Below are 17,777 nucleotides of genomic sequence, written 5' to 3'. Positions count from 1 at the left end.
CCCCTGATGGTCGACTCGATGAAGGGATTTCATGCGTAACACGGGGTCACTGCGCGCCGCAGTGATTTGTTCGACGGCGTTGTTGGTCATCGGTATCTTCTCGACCCCCGCGTCGGCAGACCCTGAATCAACGGTGGACAGCTCATCCACTGTGAAACAACCTACTGCGGAGGAACTCCCACGCGAGCTCGTCGACGCCGTGGTGCGAGATCTGAAGATCTCGCCGCAGGAGTATCTCGATCGCGCCGCGCGCGCTCAGGAGTTGTCTACGTATGCGTCCGACTTCCGCGCCAGCAGACCAGCGGATTTCGCAGGCGCCTGGATCGGGCCCGACGGCAATGCCGTAGTCGCGGTCACGTCACAGGAAGCCGCCCACGCGGTGGCCAAGGACGGCTACCAGACCACGCAGGCACCGGTGTCGGCGGACGGTTTGGAGAAGTCGCTCGCGGACCTGAACGCATGGATCGCGTCACTGCCGCGTGAGGTGGCCAGTCAGGTGAACGGCGCATCCATCGATATTCTCGAGAATCGGATCGTGCTGGACGTGGCCAACAGCCCGGTGGGCCGGGCGCTGAATCTGCCCACGCTGCTGGCGAATCTGAAGGTCACCTTGTCTCCGGGCGCCACCGTTCCCGTCGACCCATCGCCGATGGGCGGGGACACCTACATCACCACCGCGGAGGACATCGCGGACGCACCGACCAGTGCCATCAGTGTCTGCTCGTTCGGCTTCAACGCCACGGACAGATCGGGTCGACCGGTCAATCTCAGCGCCGGGCACTGCAATCCGAACGCAGCTACGGGCGTCGGCGGTGCCCCCGTCTACCTGCCGAATCCGGCGAACGTCAACAACAGCACCCAGATCGGCACGTTCGAGCGATCGAGCCTGGGTTCACCGAGCGGCCTGGACTGGTCGGTCATCGCACTGAACGAGCAGGGCGTCTCCTCGGGATTGGACCGTCCGACAGTGCGTGGCGCGTACGGCAGCACGGTGCCCATCACCGGCACTGCATCTCCCGTCGTGGGCGCGCCCGTATGCAAGTCGGGTCAGTCCTCGTCCTTCACCTGTGGCGTCGTCGCCGCTGATCGGGTCGAAACGCAATTGTTCATGGACGACGGCACCAGCCGAACCGTCCGCGGTTTCGCGAGCACCGCGTGCACGCTGTCCGGTGACAGCGGCGGTGCAATCGTGACCGGAACGCTCGCACTGGGCATCACCAGCGGGTCCAACAGCGGCGGAGCACCCGACTGCACCGAGGCAAATCTCGCTCTCGCCCAGTTCGGCGGCACCGCAAGTCTCGGCATCCCCATCGATCAGGTGGCAGCCGAAACCGGCGCGACTGTGCGTACGTTGCGCATCGACTGACCATCGCACGCTAATCGTAGTATTTACCAACCATTTGACAGTTTTTGGTTGATATTCTCCAACGGACGGTATATTCCCTTGCTGAGGCTCAACACCGAGTCCGCATGCTGCAAGGGGGAGTATCGAAATGCCTGCGTTCACGATGGTTTGGTTGGACATGGCTCAGAACGTGGTCGATCTGTGGCAGGCGGCGATCGACTTCATGCCGACACCGCAGGAGCAGGACCGCCCCGCGTCCAGCTGAGCGAACCAGCTACTTAGCAGACAACAAAGCCCGTCACGCTCGAAAGCGTGACGGGCTCTGTTGTGTGCTGTCTGTGTGTGCGGCTCAGCCAGCGAACTTGGTTGTTCCGGGAGCGGCGTTGAGGGTGTTGATGAGGTCGATGCCTGCGATCACCAGTGTGGGTCCACCGGTGATGATCGTACCGACGATTCCGCCGATTGCGGCGAATGTCGGCACTGTGCCGAGCCCAACCGGTCCTGCGAGGAATCCGATAAGGCCGAGTCCGAAGCCGATCGCGGTTCCGGTGAATCCACCGATTGCCGTTGCGATACTGAGCTGCGAGGCGAAGGTCTGCTGAGCCTTGAGGTTCTCGTCAGGCGATGCGACCGGTGTCGCTCCGACGCTGCGAGAGTCAGCGGAAGCCTTGGTGAAGTCGAGCACCGGCACGAGACGGAGCGTCTTGCCGTCGTCGTCGACGTTCTGCTCGTAGGGGAAGTTCAGGCCGCCCAGATTGAAGGACAGCGGAAGCGTGACCACAACATTGTCGGCCGAATCGAGGACGTCGACCGTCTTGCCGTCGTCGGCGACCTTGAAGACACCCGCGTCGATGGTCGTGACGATGGTGCGATCCTCGAGGTTGGACTCGAAGCCGATTTCCTCGGAGGTGGAGGGAGCCGCTGGGGCCGGATCTGCATAGGCCGTGCCGCTGGCCAGACCCATTGCCGCCGCCAAGAAGGCAGCCGTAGCGACCAGTTTGCTGAGTTTCATGTACCGAATTTCCGTTTCTATGCAGTCTTGCCTGGCAGGTAGCAATAAAGAGCCCGTCAGACGCAGAAACACCCAGACCGAATCCGCGAATTTGTCGGTGCCGCAGCAGCATAACCCACATGTCCGACCAACCGTTATCGTCTTGGCACCCTTTTCCAGTCACACCATTCACGCGCGTCACTTAGTGACCGAATTCGGTCCTCGATACCAGTCACAATGCCCGTTTTGGGCGCTTCAAGCCTGTCGAATTCAGCCCACGCACACGAGACCCAGAAGGGACTTAGGCCTGCCTTCTCGACAGCGCTTCGAGCACCAGGGCATAACGTGACCGACACGACGCAACCTACTGACCGGTTCAGCCCACCGCGACGGCAGTTCGTCCGATGATCGACCAGCATGTCGCTGCGAATCGTCGCTAAGTTACCCATCAGTAACATGCAACTTGTTACCAGCGGGTAGCATCGCTAGTCTTGGGCTGATCGGGCTGAACCGAGGTAGTCCCCGCTACCGCTGAACGAAAGGCCGCTTACATGAACGCCCTGACGATTACGTTGGGCACGGTCGGTGCGCTGCTTTCCCTGGTGTGCTGGTACGTCTTCATTCGCGGCGGGCTGCGGATGTTCAACATGGTCCGCCTCGGCCAGCCTGCACCGGAGCGCTGGCACCCGATCATTCCGCGCTTCAAGCAGATGATCGTCGAGTTCGCCGCGCACACCAAGATGGTCAAGTTCCGCACCGTCGGCTGGGCCCACTGGCTGGTCATGATCGGCTTCATGCTCGGTGCGATCGTCTGGTTCGAGGCCTACGGCCAGACCTTCAACCCCGAGTTCCACTGGCCTCTCGTCGGTGACACCGCGGCGTATCACCTCATCGACGAACTCCTCGGACTCGGCACCGTGATCGGCATCACCGTGCTCATCGTCATTCGCCAGCTCAATCACCCGCGTAAGCCCGAGCGTCAGTCACGCTTCGCAGGCTCGAACTTCAACGCCGCCTACTTCGTCGAGGCTGTCGTCCTCATCGAGGGCTTGGGCATGATCTTCGTCAAGGCGGGCAAGATCGCGACCTACGGCCACGCGAACCCGTGGACCGACTTCTTCACCATGAACCTGGCGACGCTACTTCCCGCCAACTCCAACATGGTTGCCGTGTTCGCGTTCATCAAGCTGATGTCCGGCATGATCTGGCTGTACATCGTCGGCACCCGCATCAACTGGGGCGTCGCGTGGCACCGCTTCACCGCGTTCCCCAACATCTACTTCAAGCGCATGGACGACGGCACCGTCGCACTCGGCGCTGCAAAGCCCATGATGTCCGGCGGCAAGGTCCTCGAAATGGAGGAAGCCGATCCCGACGTCGATGCGTTCGGTGCAGGCAAGATCGAGGACTTCAGCTGGAAGGGCTGGCTGGACTTCACCACCTGCACCGAGTGTGGCCGCTGCCAGTCGCAGTGCCCCGCCTGGAACACCGGCAAGCCCCTCTCGCCGAAACTGCTCATCACCTCGCTGCGCGATCACAGCCACGCCAAAGCTCCTTACCTGCTCGCAGGCGGCAAGAAAGACATGGCGGGCGACGAGGTGGGCCTTGTCGACGCGGAAGGCAATGTCGACCAAGCCAAGTTGGACCTCATTCCGCAGGCAGCGCGCGACGAGGCCGATCGCAAACTCGTCGCCGACGCCATCGAGGGTGGCATCATCGACCCCGAGGTTCTGTGGAGCTGCACCACGTGTGGCGCCTGCGTCGAGCAGTGCCCGGTGGACATCGAGCACGTCGACCACATCATCGACATGCGCCGCTACCAGGTGCTGATCGAATCGGAGTTCCCGTCCGAGCTCGCCGGGTTGTTCAAGAACCTCGAGAACAAGGGCAACCCTTGGGGCCAGAACTCCAAGGACCGTCTCAACTGGATCAACGAGATGGAATTCGAGATCGCGGTCTTCGGCAAGGACGCCGACTCGTTCCAGGATTACGAGTACCTCTTCTGGGTCGGTTGTGCCGGTGCCTACGAGGACCGCGCGAAGAAGACCACCAAGGCCGTTGCCGAACTACTGGCCACCGCGGGTGTGAAGTTCATGGTCCTCGGCGCCGACGAGACCTGCACCGGCGACTCCGCTCGCCGCGCGGGCAACGAGTTTCTGTTCCAGCAGCTCGCGATGCAGAACATCGAGACGCTGAACACCGTGTTCGAGGGCGTCGAACAGAGCAAGCGCAAGATCGTCGTCACCTGCGCGCACTGCTTCAACGCGCTCGGCAACGAGTACCCGCAGGTCGGCGGCGACTACGAGGTTGTCCACCACACGCAGCTGCTCAACCGCCTCGTGCGTCAGAAGAAGCTGATCCCCGTGTCCTCCGTCAGCGAGGACGTGACCTATCACGATCCGTGCTATCTCGGCCGACACAACAAGGTCTACGACGCTCCGCGCGAGCTCATGGCTGCTTCGGGTTCCAACCTGAAGGAAATGCCTCGCCACGGTGAGCGATCGATGTGCTGTGGCGCCGGTGGTGCTCGCATGTGGATGGAAGAGAACATCGGCAAGCGCATCAACATCGACCGGGTCGACGAGGCACTGGCGACCAACCCGAAGAAGATCGCAACGGGTTGCCCATTCTGCCGCGTCATGCTCACCGACGGTGTGACCGCGCGTCAGGAAGGCGGAGCGCACGAGGGCGTCGAGGTCGTCGACGTCGCGCAGCTGATGCTCGAGTCGATCACCCGCGTCGAGGCGTCGACCCTGGCCGAGAACATCAAGGTCATTCCCCGGGAACGCAGTCCCCAGGAGAATCTCGTCGCCGAGGAGACAGCCGAGGTCGAAGAGGCCGAGCGCATCGAACCGGTCGAGGAGCCGGCCGAAGCGAAGTCTGCACCCGCAGCGCCCGCACCCAAGGCCGGCGGTCTGAAGATGAAGGGCCTGGCCAAGCCTCCCGGCGCCAAAGCACCCGCTGCCGCAGCACCCGAGAAGGCTGCAGAATCCGAGCCTGCCGGTGCGCCGGCAGCCAAGCCCAAGGGTCTCGGACTGGCCGGTGGCGCAAAGGCACCCGGCGGCAAGGGGCTACAGCTCAAGGGCAAGGCACCCGGAGCGAAGGCAGCCGGTTCTGCAGCACCAGCCGAGGCACCAGCTGCGGCCCCTGCAGACGCCACCGCGGACTCGTCCGCAGACGTCACCGCGACGGAATCGACGCCGACAGTCAAGCCCAAGGGCCTGGCCGTCAAGTCGGGCTTCAAGAAGCCGGGCGCGAAGGCTCCCGGCAAGCCGTCCGCGCCTGCAACACAGACGCCTGCTTCCGAAGCTCCTGCTGCCGAGACAACGGCGTCTGAGGCACCGGCAGCTGAGGCACCAACCGCTGCGACCGAGACGAAGCCGACGGTGAAGCCCAAGGGTCTCGCGGTCAAGTCAGGCTTCAAGAAGCCGGGCGCCAAGGCACCGGGAAAGCCCGCGGAGACACCGGCACCCGTCGACGCAGCGCCTGCCGAGGCACCGGACGCAGCTCCGGCAGTGTCCGAAGCCACCGGCAACGAGAACTCGGATGAGGCCAACGGAGCCGGTGCACCCACGCCGCCGAAGCCGAAGGCAGGTGGGCTCGGATTCGCGCCGGGCACGAAGGTGCCGGGCAAGAAGAAGTAAGCTCGCACCCTTTTCGTCAACTACGCACCCCTGCTCACCTCAGAGCAGGGGTGCGTAGTTGTCAGTGGGGGTGCGTGGTTCCGGCGACTACACCCCCTACACCACCGGACCCACCGTGCAGGCTCTCAACCGCCGAGTTGTGCACAGGCAACGGGGTTATCCACAATTCGAGTAGCGCATCTTGTTGCAACAGTCGGGTCCGGGCACGATTCGCCTGTGACCCGCATAGTCTCTCGACAGCACGCACTTGCCCGGGGTGTCTCCGATTCAGAGCTGCAGCGATATTGCCGCACCCGAGCCTGGCGCCGATTGTGCCCCGGGAAGTTCGTCAGCAGTACAGAATTCGATGCCCTGTCCCCCACGGACAAGCACCGGATCGTCGCCGAAGCAGTGCTGAGCACATCACAGTCGCCCGACTCCGTGTTGAGCCACATCTCCGCGGTGGTGCTGCACGGGCTCGATGTCTACAACGCAGATCTTCGGAAGGTGCACATCACCCGCAACCGGTCCGGCGGAGGGCGTAGCAGCAGCACCCGGAAGGTCCATACCTCCACGTACACGGAGTCCGACGTCACCGAAGTAGACGGGGTTCGGGTCACCTCGCTGGCGAGAACTGTTGCCGACGTTGCCCGTTCGCTACCTTTCGAGGAAGCGGTGTGCATTGCAGACTGCGCAGCACGCACGCGCGGTGTCACCCGAGATCAGATTGAAGCCGTGCTCGATTCGTGCGCGAACCATCCCGACAACCGTAGGGCGCGGCGCGTTGCGGAGTTCATGGACGCACGCTCGGAGAGTGTCGGCGAATCACGCTGTCGCGTAGTGCTGCACGAACTGGGATACGCACCGCGACCGCAGGTCCTGCTGTCCGATGCCGCAGGTGTATTCGCCCGACTCGACTTCGACATCGAGGACATATCCACCGTTGTCGAGTTCGACGGACGAATCAAGTACGGCAAGCTTGTGCCGGAGGGGCATTCGGCCTCGGATGTGCTGTGGGAGGAGAAGCGGCGCGAGGACCGGATCCGCGCGACCGGACGCCAAGTAGTGCGGTTGACCTGGGCGGACCTGGAACATCCACACCGGATTCGTGCACTACTCGTTGCGGCGGCGGCGCGAGCTGCGGCATCACCGCCGCCGACGGGTACCACGCGCGAGACCTGACAACACTTTTGCCGACCTGGACGCTCGATTCACGTCCGAGCGGGGGTGCGCACCCTGCAAAAAGGTTCGCACCCCGACCCCGCGCACCCGACCCTGCACACCCCCGACCCCACACACCCCCACCCCCGCACACCCGTGAGACCTATGGCCGCCACAGCTCCAGCGTCGGGATCCCCGGCGGGGTGAAGCCCATGACCTGCCCGTAGAACGAGAGCTCGGATTCGCGGGCGTTCACCAGGGTGTCGAGTTTGCGGAAGCCGTGCGATTCACCCTCGTACGCAAGGTAGGCGTGCGGAATACCCTTGCGCACCATGGCGTCGCGGAACCGCTCGGCCTGCGATGGCGGCACGATCGGATCGGACAGGCCTTGCAGCAGCAACACGGGGCAGGACAGTCCGTCGACGTTGTTGAGCGGTGCGCGGGTTCGGTACAGTTCCAGCGCCTCCGGCAACGGCCCGATCAGTCCGTCGATGTAGCGGGATTCGAAATCATGTGTCTCGGCGACGAACAACTCCAGCTCGGCAACCCCGAAGTACGATGCACCACAGGCGAATACGTCGGATGACGTCAGGGCTGCCAGGACGGTCCAGCCGCCTGCGGAGCCGCCCTCGATGGCCAGGCGAGCTGGGTCGGCGAGCCCAGCCTCGGCCAGCCCGCGGACGGCAGCGACGGTATCCTCGACGTCGACCACACCCCACTGCCCCTGCAACCGGTTGCGGTATTCGCGGCCGTATCCGCTCGACCCACCGTAGTTGACGTCGACGACGCCGATGCCTCGGCTGGTGAAGTACGCGAACACCGGGTTCAGGGCCGGGGCGACGTGCGCTGTGGGACCGCCGTGCACGAACGCAACGTACGGCGGGAGTTCACCATCGAGGCCGCAGTACTCGGGATTGCGCGGGGCGTACACGACGGTATGCACCTCGCGCTCGGGGCCTTTGAAGGTTATCGGCTCACCGAGGGGGAGGTAGTCGGCGTCCGGGACGCTCTCGAGCCCGGAGCGAATGTCGGCGACCGCGAGGGTCTCCAGGTCGAGCAATCTCAGCCCCGCGGGCCTCTGCGCGCCAGCGGCTTTGATCAGGACCGACGTTCCCGCACGACCGCTCAGCGAGACGGAGGTGAGGCCGTCCAGATCGATATCTTCGAGCGAACCTGTAGCAGGGTTCAGAATCGCCAGCGTGTCTACGCCGAATGTACGCACCGTCAAGAGGGTTCCGTCGTCCAGGATCGAGTACCAGCGAGCACCGAGGTGCCACAGCGGAGCGCCGAAGTCGGCTTCACTGGTGTGCAGCGCTTCGGCATTGCCGCTCAGATCAGTTCGATACAGGTTCCACCACCCGCTGCGGTCGCTGATGACGTAGAGCGAGTCCTCGTCGATCCATTCCGGTTGCAGCACCGACTCGTCGGGGCCGCCGAGAACGCGGGTCCATTCTCCGGTCGCGAGGTCTACTATGCGCAGTTCTGTTCCATCCCAGGGCATCTGCGGGTGATCCCAGGCAATCCACGCCAAATGAGTTCCGTTCGGCGACATCCGCGGGGACGCCAGGAAGTGCGATCCGGACACCAGCGAGCGCGCGCCGGTGCCGTCGAGGGCGATCGCACAGATATCGCGAACGATGTCCGTCCCGTCGTGGATCTCCCGCACGGCAAGCACTTCGGCGCCGTGCGGGAAGCTCACGATCGACAGCTCGCCGTACCGGACCGAGGCGGTCACCGCCGGTTCGGGCGTCAGGGGAACGGGATCCTCACCCGGCCGGGCGATGTAGACACGCTGGTCGGAGAACTCGACGAAGATCATCCGTCCGTCGGGTGTGGCCGTCCACGCCCCGCCGCCGTACTCGTGCACTCGGCTACGGGCGTTGAACGGCGCGCGGAGCATCGTCTCGACCTCGTCGCCGCGGTATCGGCAGATGGTGGTGCGTCCGCCTTCGGTGGGCCGCATTTCCGACCACCAGATCTCGTCGCCGACGAATATGCCACCTTCGACGGGGTGCCCGCTGGCCGCCAGGTCGGCAGCGGAGATGGGCGAGGGCCATGATCCGAATGGCAGCGCGGAGTGGGTCATGAATTCAACCCTAGGCGAGTGCGTCGTCGGCGACTTCGCGTAACGCGGCGTTCACCGCACAGACAAATCTCTCCCGGATTATGGAGGAGACGGATCCTTAGGAGCAGACATGCGAGAAGCCGCCCCCAGCAACCTCGAGGAGTCGATTCTCGCTTTCGGCCGGTCCTGGTACAAGTACGGCGGCGGGAGTGAAGAAGATATCTACGTTCAGTTCGGACTTTCGGCCCGATCGTATTTCGAGCGGCTCGCCGTGCTGCTCGATGGTCCGGCCGCGTCCGGCATCGACGAGCCGACCCTCCACACGATGCGGGCCGTCTGCGCCACCCGTCTGAGGTGAGCTGAGTCGTCAGCCCACCGGCGCCAGCAGCTCGGGTCCGTTGTTTCTCACGCTGTTGACCGCAGTGCTCACCTCGTACGGAACGAGCCGCGGCTCGGGGATGGCCGCGAGCATCTCGGCAACGGTCACGAGGTCGGTGACTGTGGGATCGAGCCAGTCCGACCGCAGATTCTCCGGGACTACGACGGGCGATCGATCGTGGATATGTCCCAGAGCGTCGGCGGCAGGTGAAGTGAGCACCGTCACCGACCACACCCAGCGGTCGGGATCGTCCTCGGCCTTGGACGGGTCGCGCCAGAGCTCGTACAACCCCGCCATCGCTAGAACGCCGGCAGGCTCTGAACCAGGCGCTTCCGAGTGCAGGAAGTACGGAACCTTCTGCCCGTCGCGCTTCTCCCACTCGTAGTAGCCGTCGGCAGGGACGATGCAGCGCCGACGCGCGGCGGCCTTCTTGAAGGACGGCTTCTCGGTGATCGTCTCCGAACGGGCGTTGATCATCCTGCTGCCGATCTTGGGGTCTTTCGCCCACGACGGGATCAACCCCCACCGCACCGAGCGCAATTGCCGAACCGCAGCAGACTCCGGCTCGTCCTTGGGCGCCCGCTCGAGGACCGCCCGGACCGTCTGAGTCGGTGCCACGTTGTATGCAGGCGGCAGCTGCTCGCCTACCGTCTCCGCGATATCGAACACTGCCTGCAGGTCGGAGTCGGTCTGGGTGCTTGCATAACGTCCGCACATAGCCACGATTGTGTCACCGACCACCGACAGCCAGCGTCCCTCGATCGAATATGGCTCGCGTCGGCCGGGACGCGCCTGCACGCCCGAAAGGAGTCTCCAGATAGTGACCAACCAACGTCGCAACCCGGATCCGGCAGTTGGATCGGCCCCGCTGCGAACCTGACAGCGACTGCCGGGCCTGTGTCACATCGACATGTTCATCGGCGGCATCATGCCCATGTGATGTAGGCACATCATCATCATGTGCAGCATTTCCATAGGGTTCATTCCCATTGATCTCACCTCCTCGGGTGATCGAGGTGCGACCCGACGTTCAGATCGGACGAGTTGGTGCAAGTCGCCGACTATGTGGCGTCGTCGCGACCACTCAGCTTCTGTAGTCCAGCCTTGTCATCATCCCGGACTCTTGGTGATATCCATTGTGACAATGCAGCATCCAGTTTCCCGGATTGTCCGCGACAAAGCCGACGGCAACGGATTCCATCGGCCTGACGATGGCAGTGTCCTTCCGCGGGCCCGGGGTGCCGTCGGCTTTGACGATCTGGAAAGTATGTCCGTGCAGGTGCATGGGATGCCACATCATGCTCATGTTCGTGAACGTCAGGCGGGCGCGTTGCCCCTGTTCGATCGTCAGGGGCCGAGTGTCGTCGCAACTGCGGCCGTTGATCGTCCAGTTGTAGCCCATCATATCTCCGCCCAGATCAGCCGAAAGCGCCACGGCCGAACCGTCGACAGGCAGTCGGACACTGTCCGCGGCGGTGAAGTCGCTCGCGACGCCTATCCGCCCGTCCAACTCGCGGGGCCGGAACGTCGGATCCGGCGCAGACCCCGCACCGGTGCGCAGCAGCGCCTGCCCTTGTGCGTTCTTACCTTCAGCCAGAGCGGTCAGCGCGAAGACCCCGTCCTTCGCCGTGACGATCACGTCGTACCGTTCGCCCATACCGAGCAGAAGCGCATCGACCTCGACCGGGAGGATCGGGTATCCGTCCGTATGGGTGACGGTCATGGTGTGGTCGGTCAACGCAATCCGGAAGGCAGTGTCTGCGCCGGCGTTGATGATCCGTATCCGTATCCGCTGGCCGGCAGCGGCGGAGAATGCCGTCGGTGCGGAAGCGATCCGGCCGTTGATCAGGTAGAACGGGTAGCTGATGTCGCCGGAGTCGCCGCCCAGAAGTGCACTGGAACCGGGAGAAGGCGATACCGAAGTGGTCGCGTGAGCGGTGTTGCTTTCGCTGGCGCGGCCGCCCATTCCGCCCATTCCCGGCATGTTTCCCATCCCGGATCCGCCCATCGATCCCATCCCACTGTTCTGCAAGTCGGAAAGGATCTGCTGCGGACTGGTTCCGACGCCATCGGTCCAGTCGTCGAGGACGACGATCCACTCGGCGTCGTAGTCCCCACTCTCGGTGGGATCGTCGACTATGACCGGGAGATACAGTCCGTAGTCGGTGTCGAGTCCGACATGCGGATGCGCCCAGTACGTTCCCGAATGCGGCACCGAGAACCCGTAGGTGAAGCTCTGCTCCGCGCTGATGTTCGGGCTGGCCGGCGCGGCGCCGTCCATGTCGTTGCGCAGTGCAATGCCATGCCAGTGCACGGAGGTGTCGTGGTCGAGACCGTTGGTCACGGTGACCGCGAGATCATCGCCGACATCGGCGCGAATCACTTGACCGGGCAGGGCATTTCCGTAGGCGAGGGTGCGTACTCGAATCCCACCGAGATCGATGTCGGTGGGCTGCGGGTTCAGCGTGTACGTCACCGTGCGTCCGGTGTGCGGTCTACGCGCTTCCGCTGCGGCTATCGCGGCTGTGTCGGTAGACGGTGCGCTCGGGGTGGCCGGAGTGGTGCAACCGGCCAGTGCAATGGCGCCCACGCCCGCTGTGGCGGAGAGGAAGGTTCGCCTGCTCAGGTGCACTCCGTTGCCGTTCGCCTCGGTCATGACTGGTCCGTTCCTCGGTCTCCTGGCCGCGCAGGCTCTGAGCGAGATCGCGCGGTCATGTAGGCCCGTGCTCTCGCCCGGATTCCAGGATCGTCTTTCGAGCCCGGTATTCCTCGGCATCGATCTCACCACGAGCGAACCTCTTATCCAACACTTCCCGCGGACCGTGCTCGACCGGTGGGCGGTCGGTGTGAGACTGCCGGAACAGGGCGATCAAGGCCGCCGCGACGACTCCCCAGAAGAAGATCATCGCCACCACCATCAACACCACACCTCCCCAGCCAATCCCGTAACCGGTTCCGTCGTTCCACCACATCATTGCCATTCACTCTCCTTCGACGTCCAGAATGAGTGGTGGACCCGATGAGATCGGTATGGGTTCTGTGAAGATTCGTTGAAGATCACCTCGCTCCCGAGCCGATATCGGCACCGTCGGTGCGACGAAGGCCGACGATGGAAGCCATGAACGCCACCACAACGCGCCGGCTCGATGATCCCCCCAGGTACCGCGCGCTGGTGGTCGACGACGAACGCGCCTTGACAGCGATCATCGCCGGCTATCTCGAGCGCGAATCGTTCCAGGTCAGTGCGGCGTACGACGGCCGTACAGCGCTGGCGCTGGCGCGGGAGGTTATTCCGGATGTCGTGGTCCTCGACCTCGGCCTGCCAGGTCTCGACGGCATCGAAGTATGCCGGGAACTCCGCACCTTCTCCGACGCCTACGTGGTGATACTGACCGCGCGCAGTGACGAAGTGGACACTCTCATCGGACTCTCGGTCGGTGCTGACGACTACATGAGCAAACCATTCAGCCCGCGAGAGTTGGTGGCCCGCATCCGGGCCATGATGCGCAGGCCACGAAACCTACCCGCGCACGGGACCTCGACAGAGCTCACACATCCGCCCGAGCAACCACCCCGGCGGTTCGGGGCGTTGAGCATCGACGCGGCGGGACGTGAGGTGCTCGTCGCCGATCGACCGGTGATGTTGACCCTCACCGAATTCGACCTACTCGCCGCTCTGTCGGGTAGGCCAGGCATGGCGTTCAGCCGGCGAACCCTCATCGAGACGGTGTGGGGGGAATCGTGGACCGGGAACGAGCACTTGGTCGACGTGCATATCGGCCACTTGCGGCGCAAACTCGGCGACGATCCCGCCGCACCTATCTACGTGATGACCGTGCGAGGAGTCGGATACAGGATGGGAACGGGACAATGACTGCGCCCCAAACGATGTCGAAACTGAATCACGCTTCTGCTCCTCATCGGCGTGTGCGCGGTCTCGGTGTCGGTGTCCGGTTGCTGCTCGCCCAAGCACTCGTGTTGGCGGCGGGGGCAGCGACATCCTGGTTCGTCGCAGCCCTCATCGGGCCGGTATTGTTTCGTGAACATCTACGCCGAGCTGGTGTACCGGCGATGTCCGACGAACAATTTCACGCAGAGCAGGCGTACCGCTCCGCCACCGTCATCTCCCTTGCTGTCGCCACCGCCACCGCTGCGTTCTGCGCGCTCGCTGTTACCTGGTATCTGAGTCGGCGCCTGCAACGGTCCCTCGCGACGGTCTCCGCCGCCGCCTCAGACGTTTGCGCTGGACACTACGACACCCGCGTATCCCATCCCCACCTCGGCGCCGACTTCGAAACACTTGCCACAGCCTTCAATCAGATGGCCGCACGCCTCGAATCGGTCGAATCAACCCGACGCCAACTTCTCGCCGATCTAGCCCACGAAATCCGGACGCCCGTCTCCGTACTGAACGCATTCATGGAAGCCCTCGAAGACGGAGTGACATCCCTCGACAACGACACGATCACCATGCTGCGCGGCCAGACCCACCGGCTCACACGATTCTCCCGCGACGTCACAGCACTCTCAGATGCCGAAGCAGCCAGCACATCCATCGAACCCACGTGGGTCGAACCGGACACACTCGTCTCGACAGCCGTGTCAGCTGCCGCAGAATGTTACCGAGCCAACGGCATCACACTCACAACTGATCTGCCCGCCGACCTACCGCCGGTGTGGGTGGACCCAGAACGGCTTGGCCAGGTACTGAGCAATCTGCTCGACAACGCCCAACGTCACACACCGCCCGGCGGAAACGTCGGCATCTCGGTGCGGCGCCAACACGACGAAGTTACGATTACTGTCGCCGACGACGGGGACGGAATTGCCGCCGAACACCTCCCGCACCTGTTCGAGCGGTTCTACCGCGCCGACTCGGCGCGAGATCGAGACCACGGCGGTTCCGGAATCGGTTTAGCCATAGCCAAAGCCTTCATCGACGCACACGGCGGACACCTCAATGTACTTAGCGAAGGTCCTGAATCAGGAACCACTTTCGTCGTTGCACTACCGATCGAACCGGAAACCAGGACGACGAACAGACATCTTCGTTGCCAATGAACCGTGGTAGCAGCGAGCGATATGACCGGATCCGGCCTGGCGGTGTACCTACTCGATGTAAGGATCGCACTTCGATCGAACCCGCGGTCGCAACCAAGGGGGCTGGACGTCAAGACGATTGCTCATGGAGGAAGTGTTGGATCAGGCAACGCCTCAAATTTCAGTACACATTGGCCGCACCGGGTTGGCAACAATGCCACAACATCCGCACTGGTATTGCCCGGCGTAGCTCAACCAGATTTGGTTGCTGAACGCCGCTCGAGCAGGGGTACACCGAATATGGCTCGCGTCGGCCGGGACGCACCTGGCACCATGGGAGGGTGAGCCATCCGCAGACGATCCACCACCCCGTTCGACACCGCACTCTTTCGCAGTCGACGAAGCTCCAGAACGTGCTGTACGAGATCCGCGGTCCGGTGCACGCCCATGCCGCGCGGTTGGAGGCGGAAGGCCACCGCATTCTCAAGCTCAACATCGGCAATCCCGCGCCGTTCGGCTTCGAGGCCCCCGACGTCATCGTCCGCGACATGATCGCCGCGCTGCCGTACGCGCAGGGCTACTCCGAGTCCAAGGGCATTCTCTCCGCGCGCCGCGCGATCGTCACCCGGTACGAGCTGGAACCCGGTTTCCCCGAACTGGACGTCGATGACATCTACCTCGGCAACGGTGTCTCCGAGCTCATCACGATGACCATGCAGGCGCTGCTCGACGATGGCGACGAGGTTCTGATCCCGGCGCCGGACTACCCACTGTGGACGGCGATGACCACGCTGTCCGGGGGCAAGGCCGTGCACTACCTGTGCGACGAGGAAAACGGGTGGAACCCGGATCTCGCCGACATCGAATCGAAGATCACGCCGAAGACCGTCGCGCTGCTGGTGATCAACCCCAACAACCCGACCGGCGCCGTCTACTCGAAGGAGGTACTCGAGGGCATCGTCGAGCTGGCCCGCAAGCATCAGCTGCTGTTGTTGGCCGACGAGATCTACGACCGGATTCTCTACGACGACGCCGAACACATCTCGCTCGCCAGCCTCGCTCCAGACCTGCTGTGCCTGACGTACAACGGGCTGTCCAAGGCCTACCGTGTCGCGGGCTACCGCTCCGGTTGGCTCGCGATCACCGGGCCGAAAGAGCATGCCGCCGGCTTCATCGAGGGAATCGACCTGCTCGCCTCCACCCGACTGTGCCCCAATGTGCCCGCTCAGCACGCCATTCAGGTCGCGCTCGGTGGACATCAGAGCATCGAGGATTTGATCCTGCCCGGTGGGCGCCTACTCGAACAACGGGACGTCGCATGGGAGAAGCTCAACGCGATCCCGGGCGTCTCGTGCGTCAAACCACGTGGTGCGCTCTATGCCTTCCCGCGCCTCGATCCGGAGGTGCACGAGATCTACGACGACGAGAAACTCGTCCAGGATCTGCTGCTGCAGGAGAAGATCCTCGTCGTCCAAGGCACCGGATTCAACTGGCCTGGGCACGATCACATTCGCATCGTGACGCTGCCCTGGGCCCGTGACCTGTCGGAGGCAATCGAGCGATTCGGCAACTTCCTGGCGTCGTACGCGCAGTAGAGCCCGTTCATGTTCTGCCAGGCCTGCAACTGACCGCTGAGTAGGGAAAACGCCGCCTCGCGTGACGGGAAAAGACATCTCCCCGCCGCTGGCATTTTCACCAGAAGAATGTAGATTGGCGGACGGCACCTCGTTGTGCCCGAGCACTGGTCGTACCCCACCCCCCCGGGGCGATCAGGAAGGTGGCGGGGGACGCCCCCCCTGCTCCCCGCCACCGAGCTCCAACACCTTCGGACCGCGCTGCGGGACCCCGCTGTATCGGACCCATGGATACTTGCAGCGTGGAGTCACACGGTCATGGACACGGTCATAGCAACTCACCCGCACCGGTCGGCCCGGTTGCGGCACGCATAGTCGTCGGCCTACTCGTAGCGATCGGAATCGCCGTGATCGCGGGCGCGGTCGCGCTGTGGCCCGGCGAGCAGAGCGTCGAGATCCCGCTACCGTTCCAGACATCCGGCGGCGGCACCGTCAACACCGAAGCCGGCACCGTCATCTCGCAGGACATCGGCGCGTGCGGAAGCGCATCGGCAGGTCGCGTCTTCACCGGCAATCCGACGCCACCCGTCGGGGCTGGATACGACTGTCAGCGCAGCATCGTGACCATCGAGTCGGGGCCCAATGCCGGCACCCGCACGCTGCTCGAGATCGTGCCAGGGCCGGGTCAGCCCGATATTCGAACGGGCGAGAGTGTCCGCCTCGTACGCCAGACCGACCCGAGCGGTACGACGCAGTACTCGTTCAACGATTTCTCCCGAGGCCTGCCGCTGAGCATCATCGTCGGCGTCTTCGCCGTGGTGATCTGCATCGTCGCCCGGTGGCGCGGTTTTCGTGCGCTGATCGGTCTGATCATCGCGTTCGGGGTGCTCGTGATTTTCCTCTTACCCGCCCTGCTGGACGGCGCGCCCGCCATCCCCGCCGCGCTGGTTGCCGGGTCGATCATTCTCTATGCCGTGCTCTATCTGGCGCACGGCGTCAACCTGCGGACCAGCTCGGCTCTGCTCGGCACGTTGACCTCGATGGCCTTGGCAGCGGTGTTGTCCTACGTCGCCATTCGCATGACTCACCTGACCGGCCTGTCCGAGGAACAGAACACCGACGTCCAGGCCTACATCCAGAACGTCAGCATCACCGGTCTGCTGCTCGCGGGATTCATCATCGGCTCGCTCGGCGTTCTCAACGACGTCACCATCACGCAGGCGTCATCGGCGTTCGAGATCGCCGCCGCCGACGCCACTGCGACGCGACGGTCGATCTTCACCTCTGCGATGCGCGTCGGCCGAGACCACATCGCCAGCACCGTCTACACGCTCGTCCTCGCCTACGCCGGTGGCGCGCTCCCGCTGCTGCTGCTCTTCAGCGTCGCCGGTCGGTCCATCCAAGATGTACTGACCGGTGACGCCGTGGCGATCGAAATAGTCCGCTCGGCCGTCGGCGGTATCGCGCTCTCGCTGTCGGTACCGTTGACGACGGCGATTGCGGCGCTACTGGCCCGGCCGGGTGGCGTCGCCGAATCCGGTACCCCGGCCGCACCCAAGCCGCCGGCGAGAAAATCGGGGCGGCACTCGAGGTAGCGCG

Annotated in this window: 13 protein-coding genes; 8 read left to right on the top strand and 5 right to left on the bottom strand. The window is 63.9% G+C overall.

The window, feature by feature from the left end:
• Positions 1-31: 31 nt before the first annotated feature.
• Positions 32-1,366 carry a S1 family peptidase gene (locus KVY23_RS18180; protein WP_206510552.1) on the top strand — a complete coding sequence of 445 codons (1,335 nt, stop codon included), beginning with the start codon at positions 32-34 and terminating at the stop codon, positions 1,364-1,366.
• Between the two features lie 328 nt (positions 1,367-1,694).
• Here the strand turns inward: KVY23_RS18180 and KVY23_RS18175 are convergent, their stop codons facing one another.
• Positions 1,695-2,357, bottom strand: coding sequence for an ammonium transporter (locus KVY23_RS18175; protein ID WP_230557688.1), 663 nt, complete (start codon positions 2,355-2,357; stop codon positions 1,695-1,697).
• 530 nt (positions 2,358-2,887) lie between these two features.
• Between KVY23_RS18175 and KVY23_RS18170 the strand changes: the two genes are divergently transcribed.
• Entirely contained in the window at positions 2,888-5,980 is a 3,093-nt protein-coding gene (locus KVY23_RS18170; protein WP_230557687.1) for a (Fe-S)-binding protein, read from the top strand.
• A gap of 216 nt (positions 5,981-6,196) precedes the next feature.
• The gene (locus tag KVY23_RS18165; RefSeq protein WP_230557686.1) at positions 6,197-7,141 is read left to right on the top strand and encodes a hypothetical protein; all 945 of its coding nucleotides are present in this window, start codon (positions 6,197-6,199) and stop codon (positions 7,139-7,141) included.
• A gap of 142 nt (positions 7,142-7,283) precedes the next feature.
• Here the strand turns inward: KVY23_RS18165 and KVY23_RS18160 are convergent, their stop codons facing one another.
• Positions 7,284-9,206 carry a prolyl oligopeptidase family serine peptidase gene (locus KVY23_RS18160; protein ID WP_230557685.1) on the bottom strand — a complete coding sequence of 641 codons (1,923 nt, stop codon included), beginning with the start codon at positions 9,204-9,206 and terminating at the stop codon, positions 7,284-7,286.
• A gap of 109 nt (positions 9,207-9,315) precedes the next feature.
• On the opposite strand from KVY23_RS18160, the gene KVY23_RS18155 reads away from it, so the two are divergent.
• Complete coding sequence (locus KVY23_RS18155; RefSeq protein WP_230557684.1) at positions 9,316-9,543, top strand: DUF3263 domain-containing protein; 228 nt, start codon at positions 9,316-9,318, stop codon at positions 9,541-9,543.
• A gap of 9 nt (positions 9,544-9,552) precedes the next feature.
• On the opposite strand, the gene KVY23_RS18150 is transcribed toward KVY23_RS18155, so the two are convergent.
• The 3 genes from KVY23_RS18150 to KVY23_RS18140 form a co-directional block, all read right to left on the bottom strand.
• Positions 9,553-10,281 carry an SOS response-associated peptidase gene (locus KVY23_RS18150; protein WP_230557683.1) on the bottom strand — a complete coding sequence of 243 codons (729 nt, stop codon included), beginning with the start codon at positions 10,279-10,281 and terminating at the stop codon, positions 9,553-9,555.
• A gap of 367 nt (positions 10,282-10,648) precedes the next feature.
• Positions 10,649-12,220, bottom strand: a complete 1,572-nt coding sequence (locus tag KVY23_RS18145) for a multicopper oxidase family protein (protein ID WP_230557682.1) — start codon at positions 12,218-12,220, stop codon at positions 10,649-10,651.
• Positions 12,221-12,275: 55 nt separating this feature from the next.
• Positions 12,276-12,545, bottom strand: coding sequence for an SHOCT domain-containing protein (locus KVY23_RS18140; protein WP_308071098.1), 270 nt, complete (start codon positions 12,543-12,545; stop codon positions 12,276-12,278).
• A gap of 128 nt (positions 12,546-12,673) precedes the next feature.
• Here KVY23_RS18140 and KVY23_RS18135 point away from each other — a divergent pair, with 128 nt between their 5' ends.
• The 4 genes from KVY23_RS18135 to KVY23_RS18120 all read left to right on the top strand — a co-directional run bounded on the left by KVY23_RS18135 (position 12,674) and on the right by KVY23_RS18120 (position 17,773).
• Positions 12,674-13,438, top strand: a complete 765-nt coding sequence (locus KVY23_RS18135; RefSeq protein WP_371829847.1) for a response regulator — start codon at positions 12,674-12,676, stop codon at positions 13,436-13,438.
• A complete protein-coding gene (locus KVY23_RS18130; RefSeq protein WP_230557680.1) occupies positions 13,435-14,625 on the top strand; it encodes a cell wall metabolism sensor histidine kinase WalK in 1,191 nt (396 codons plus the stop codon). The genes KVY23_RS18135 and KVY23_RS18130 overlap by 4 nt, the downstream gene beginning before the upstream one ends.
• 320 nt (positions 14,626-14,945) lie before the next feature.
• On the top strand, positions 14,946-16,199 hold the full coding sequence (locus tag KVY23_RS18125) for a pyridoxal phosphate-dependent aminotransferase (protein ID WP_206510547.1): 1,254 nt from the start codon (positions 14,946-14,948) through the stop codon (positions 16,197-16,199).
• A 266-nt stretch (positions 16,200-16,465) separates the two neighbouring features.
• On the top strand, positions 16,466-17,773 hold the full coding sequence (locus KVY23_RS18120) for a YibE/F family protein (RefSeq protein WP_283604811.1): 1,308 nt from the start codon (positions 16,466-16,468) through the stop codon (positions 17,771-17,773).
• Positions 17,774-17,777 lie beyond the last annotated feature (4 nt).

Source organism: Rhodococcus sp. I2R, from assembly GCF_020889545.1.
GTDB lineage: Bacteria > Actinomycetota > Actinomycetes > Mycobacteriales > Mycobacteriaceae > Rhodococcoides.
This window is presented reverse-complemented; position numbering and strand designations above follow the sequence as displayed.

What these genes read in the sequence shown, in the direction of transcription:
- KVY23_RS18180 (WP_206510552.1), top strand. Translation starts at nt 32, where the DNA reads ATGCGTAACACGGGGTCACTGCGCGCCGCAGTGATTTGTTCGACGGCG.
- KVY23_RS18175 (WP_230557688.1), bottom strand. Translation starts at nt 2,357, where the DNA reads ATGAAACTCAGCAAACTGGTCGCTACGGCTGCCTTCTTGGCGGCGGCA.
- KVY23_RS18170 (WP_230557687.1), top strand. Translation starts at nt 2,888, where the DNA reads ATGAACGCCCTGACGATTACGTTGGGCACGGTCGGTGCGCTGCTTTCC.
- KVY23_RS18160 (WP_230557685.1), bottom strand. Translation starts at nt 9,206, where the DNA reads ATGACCCACTCCGCGCTGCCATTCGGATCATGGCCCTCGCCCATCTCC.
- KVY23_RS18155 (WP_230557684.1), top strand. Translation starts at nt 9,316, where the DNA reads ATGCGAGAAGCCGCCCCCAGCAACCTCGAGGAGTCGATTCTCGCTTTC.
- KVY23_RS18150 (WP_230557683.1), bottom strand. Translation starts at nt 10,281, where the DNA reads ATGTGCGGACGTTATGCAAGCACCCAGACCGACTCCGACCTGCAGGCA.
- KVY23_RS18145 (WP_230557682.1), bottom strand. Translation starts at nt 12,220, where the DNA reads ATGACCGAGGCGAACGGCAACGGAGTGCACCTGAGCAGGCGAACCTTC.
- KVY23_RS18140 (WP_308071098.1), bottom strand. Translation starts at nt 12,545, where the DNA reads ATGGCAATGATGTGGTGGAACGACGGAACCGGTTACGGGATTGGCTGG.
- KVY23_RS18135 (WP_371829847.1), top strand. Translation starts at nt 12,674, where the DNA reads ATGGAAGCCATGAACGCCACCACAACGCGCCGGCTCGATGATCCCCCC.
- KVY23_RS18130 (WP_230557680.1), top strand. Translation starts at nt 13,435, where the DNA reads ATGACTGCGCCCCAAACGATGTCGAAACTGAATCACGCTTCTGCTCCT.
- KVY23_RS18120 (WP_283604811.1), top strand. Translation starts at nt 16,466, where the DNA reads ATGGATACTTGCAGCGTGGAGTCACACGGTCATGGACACGGTCATAGC.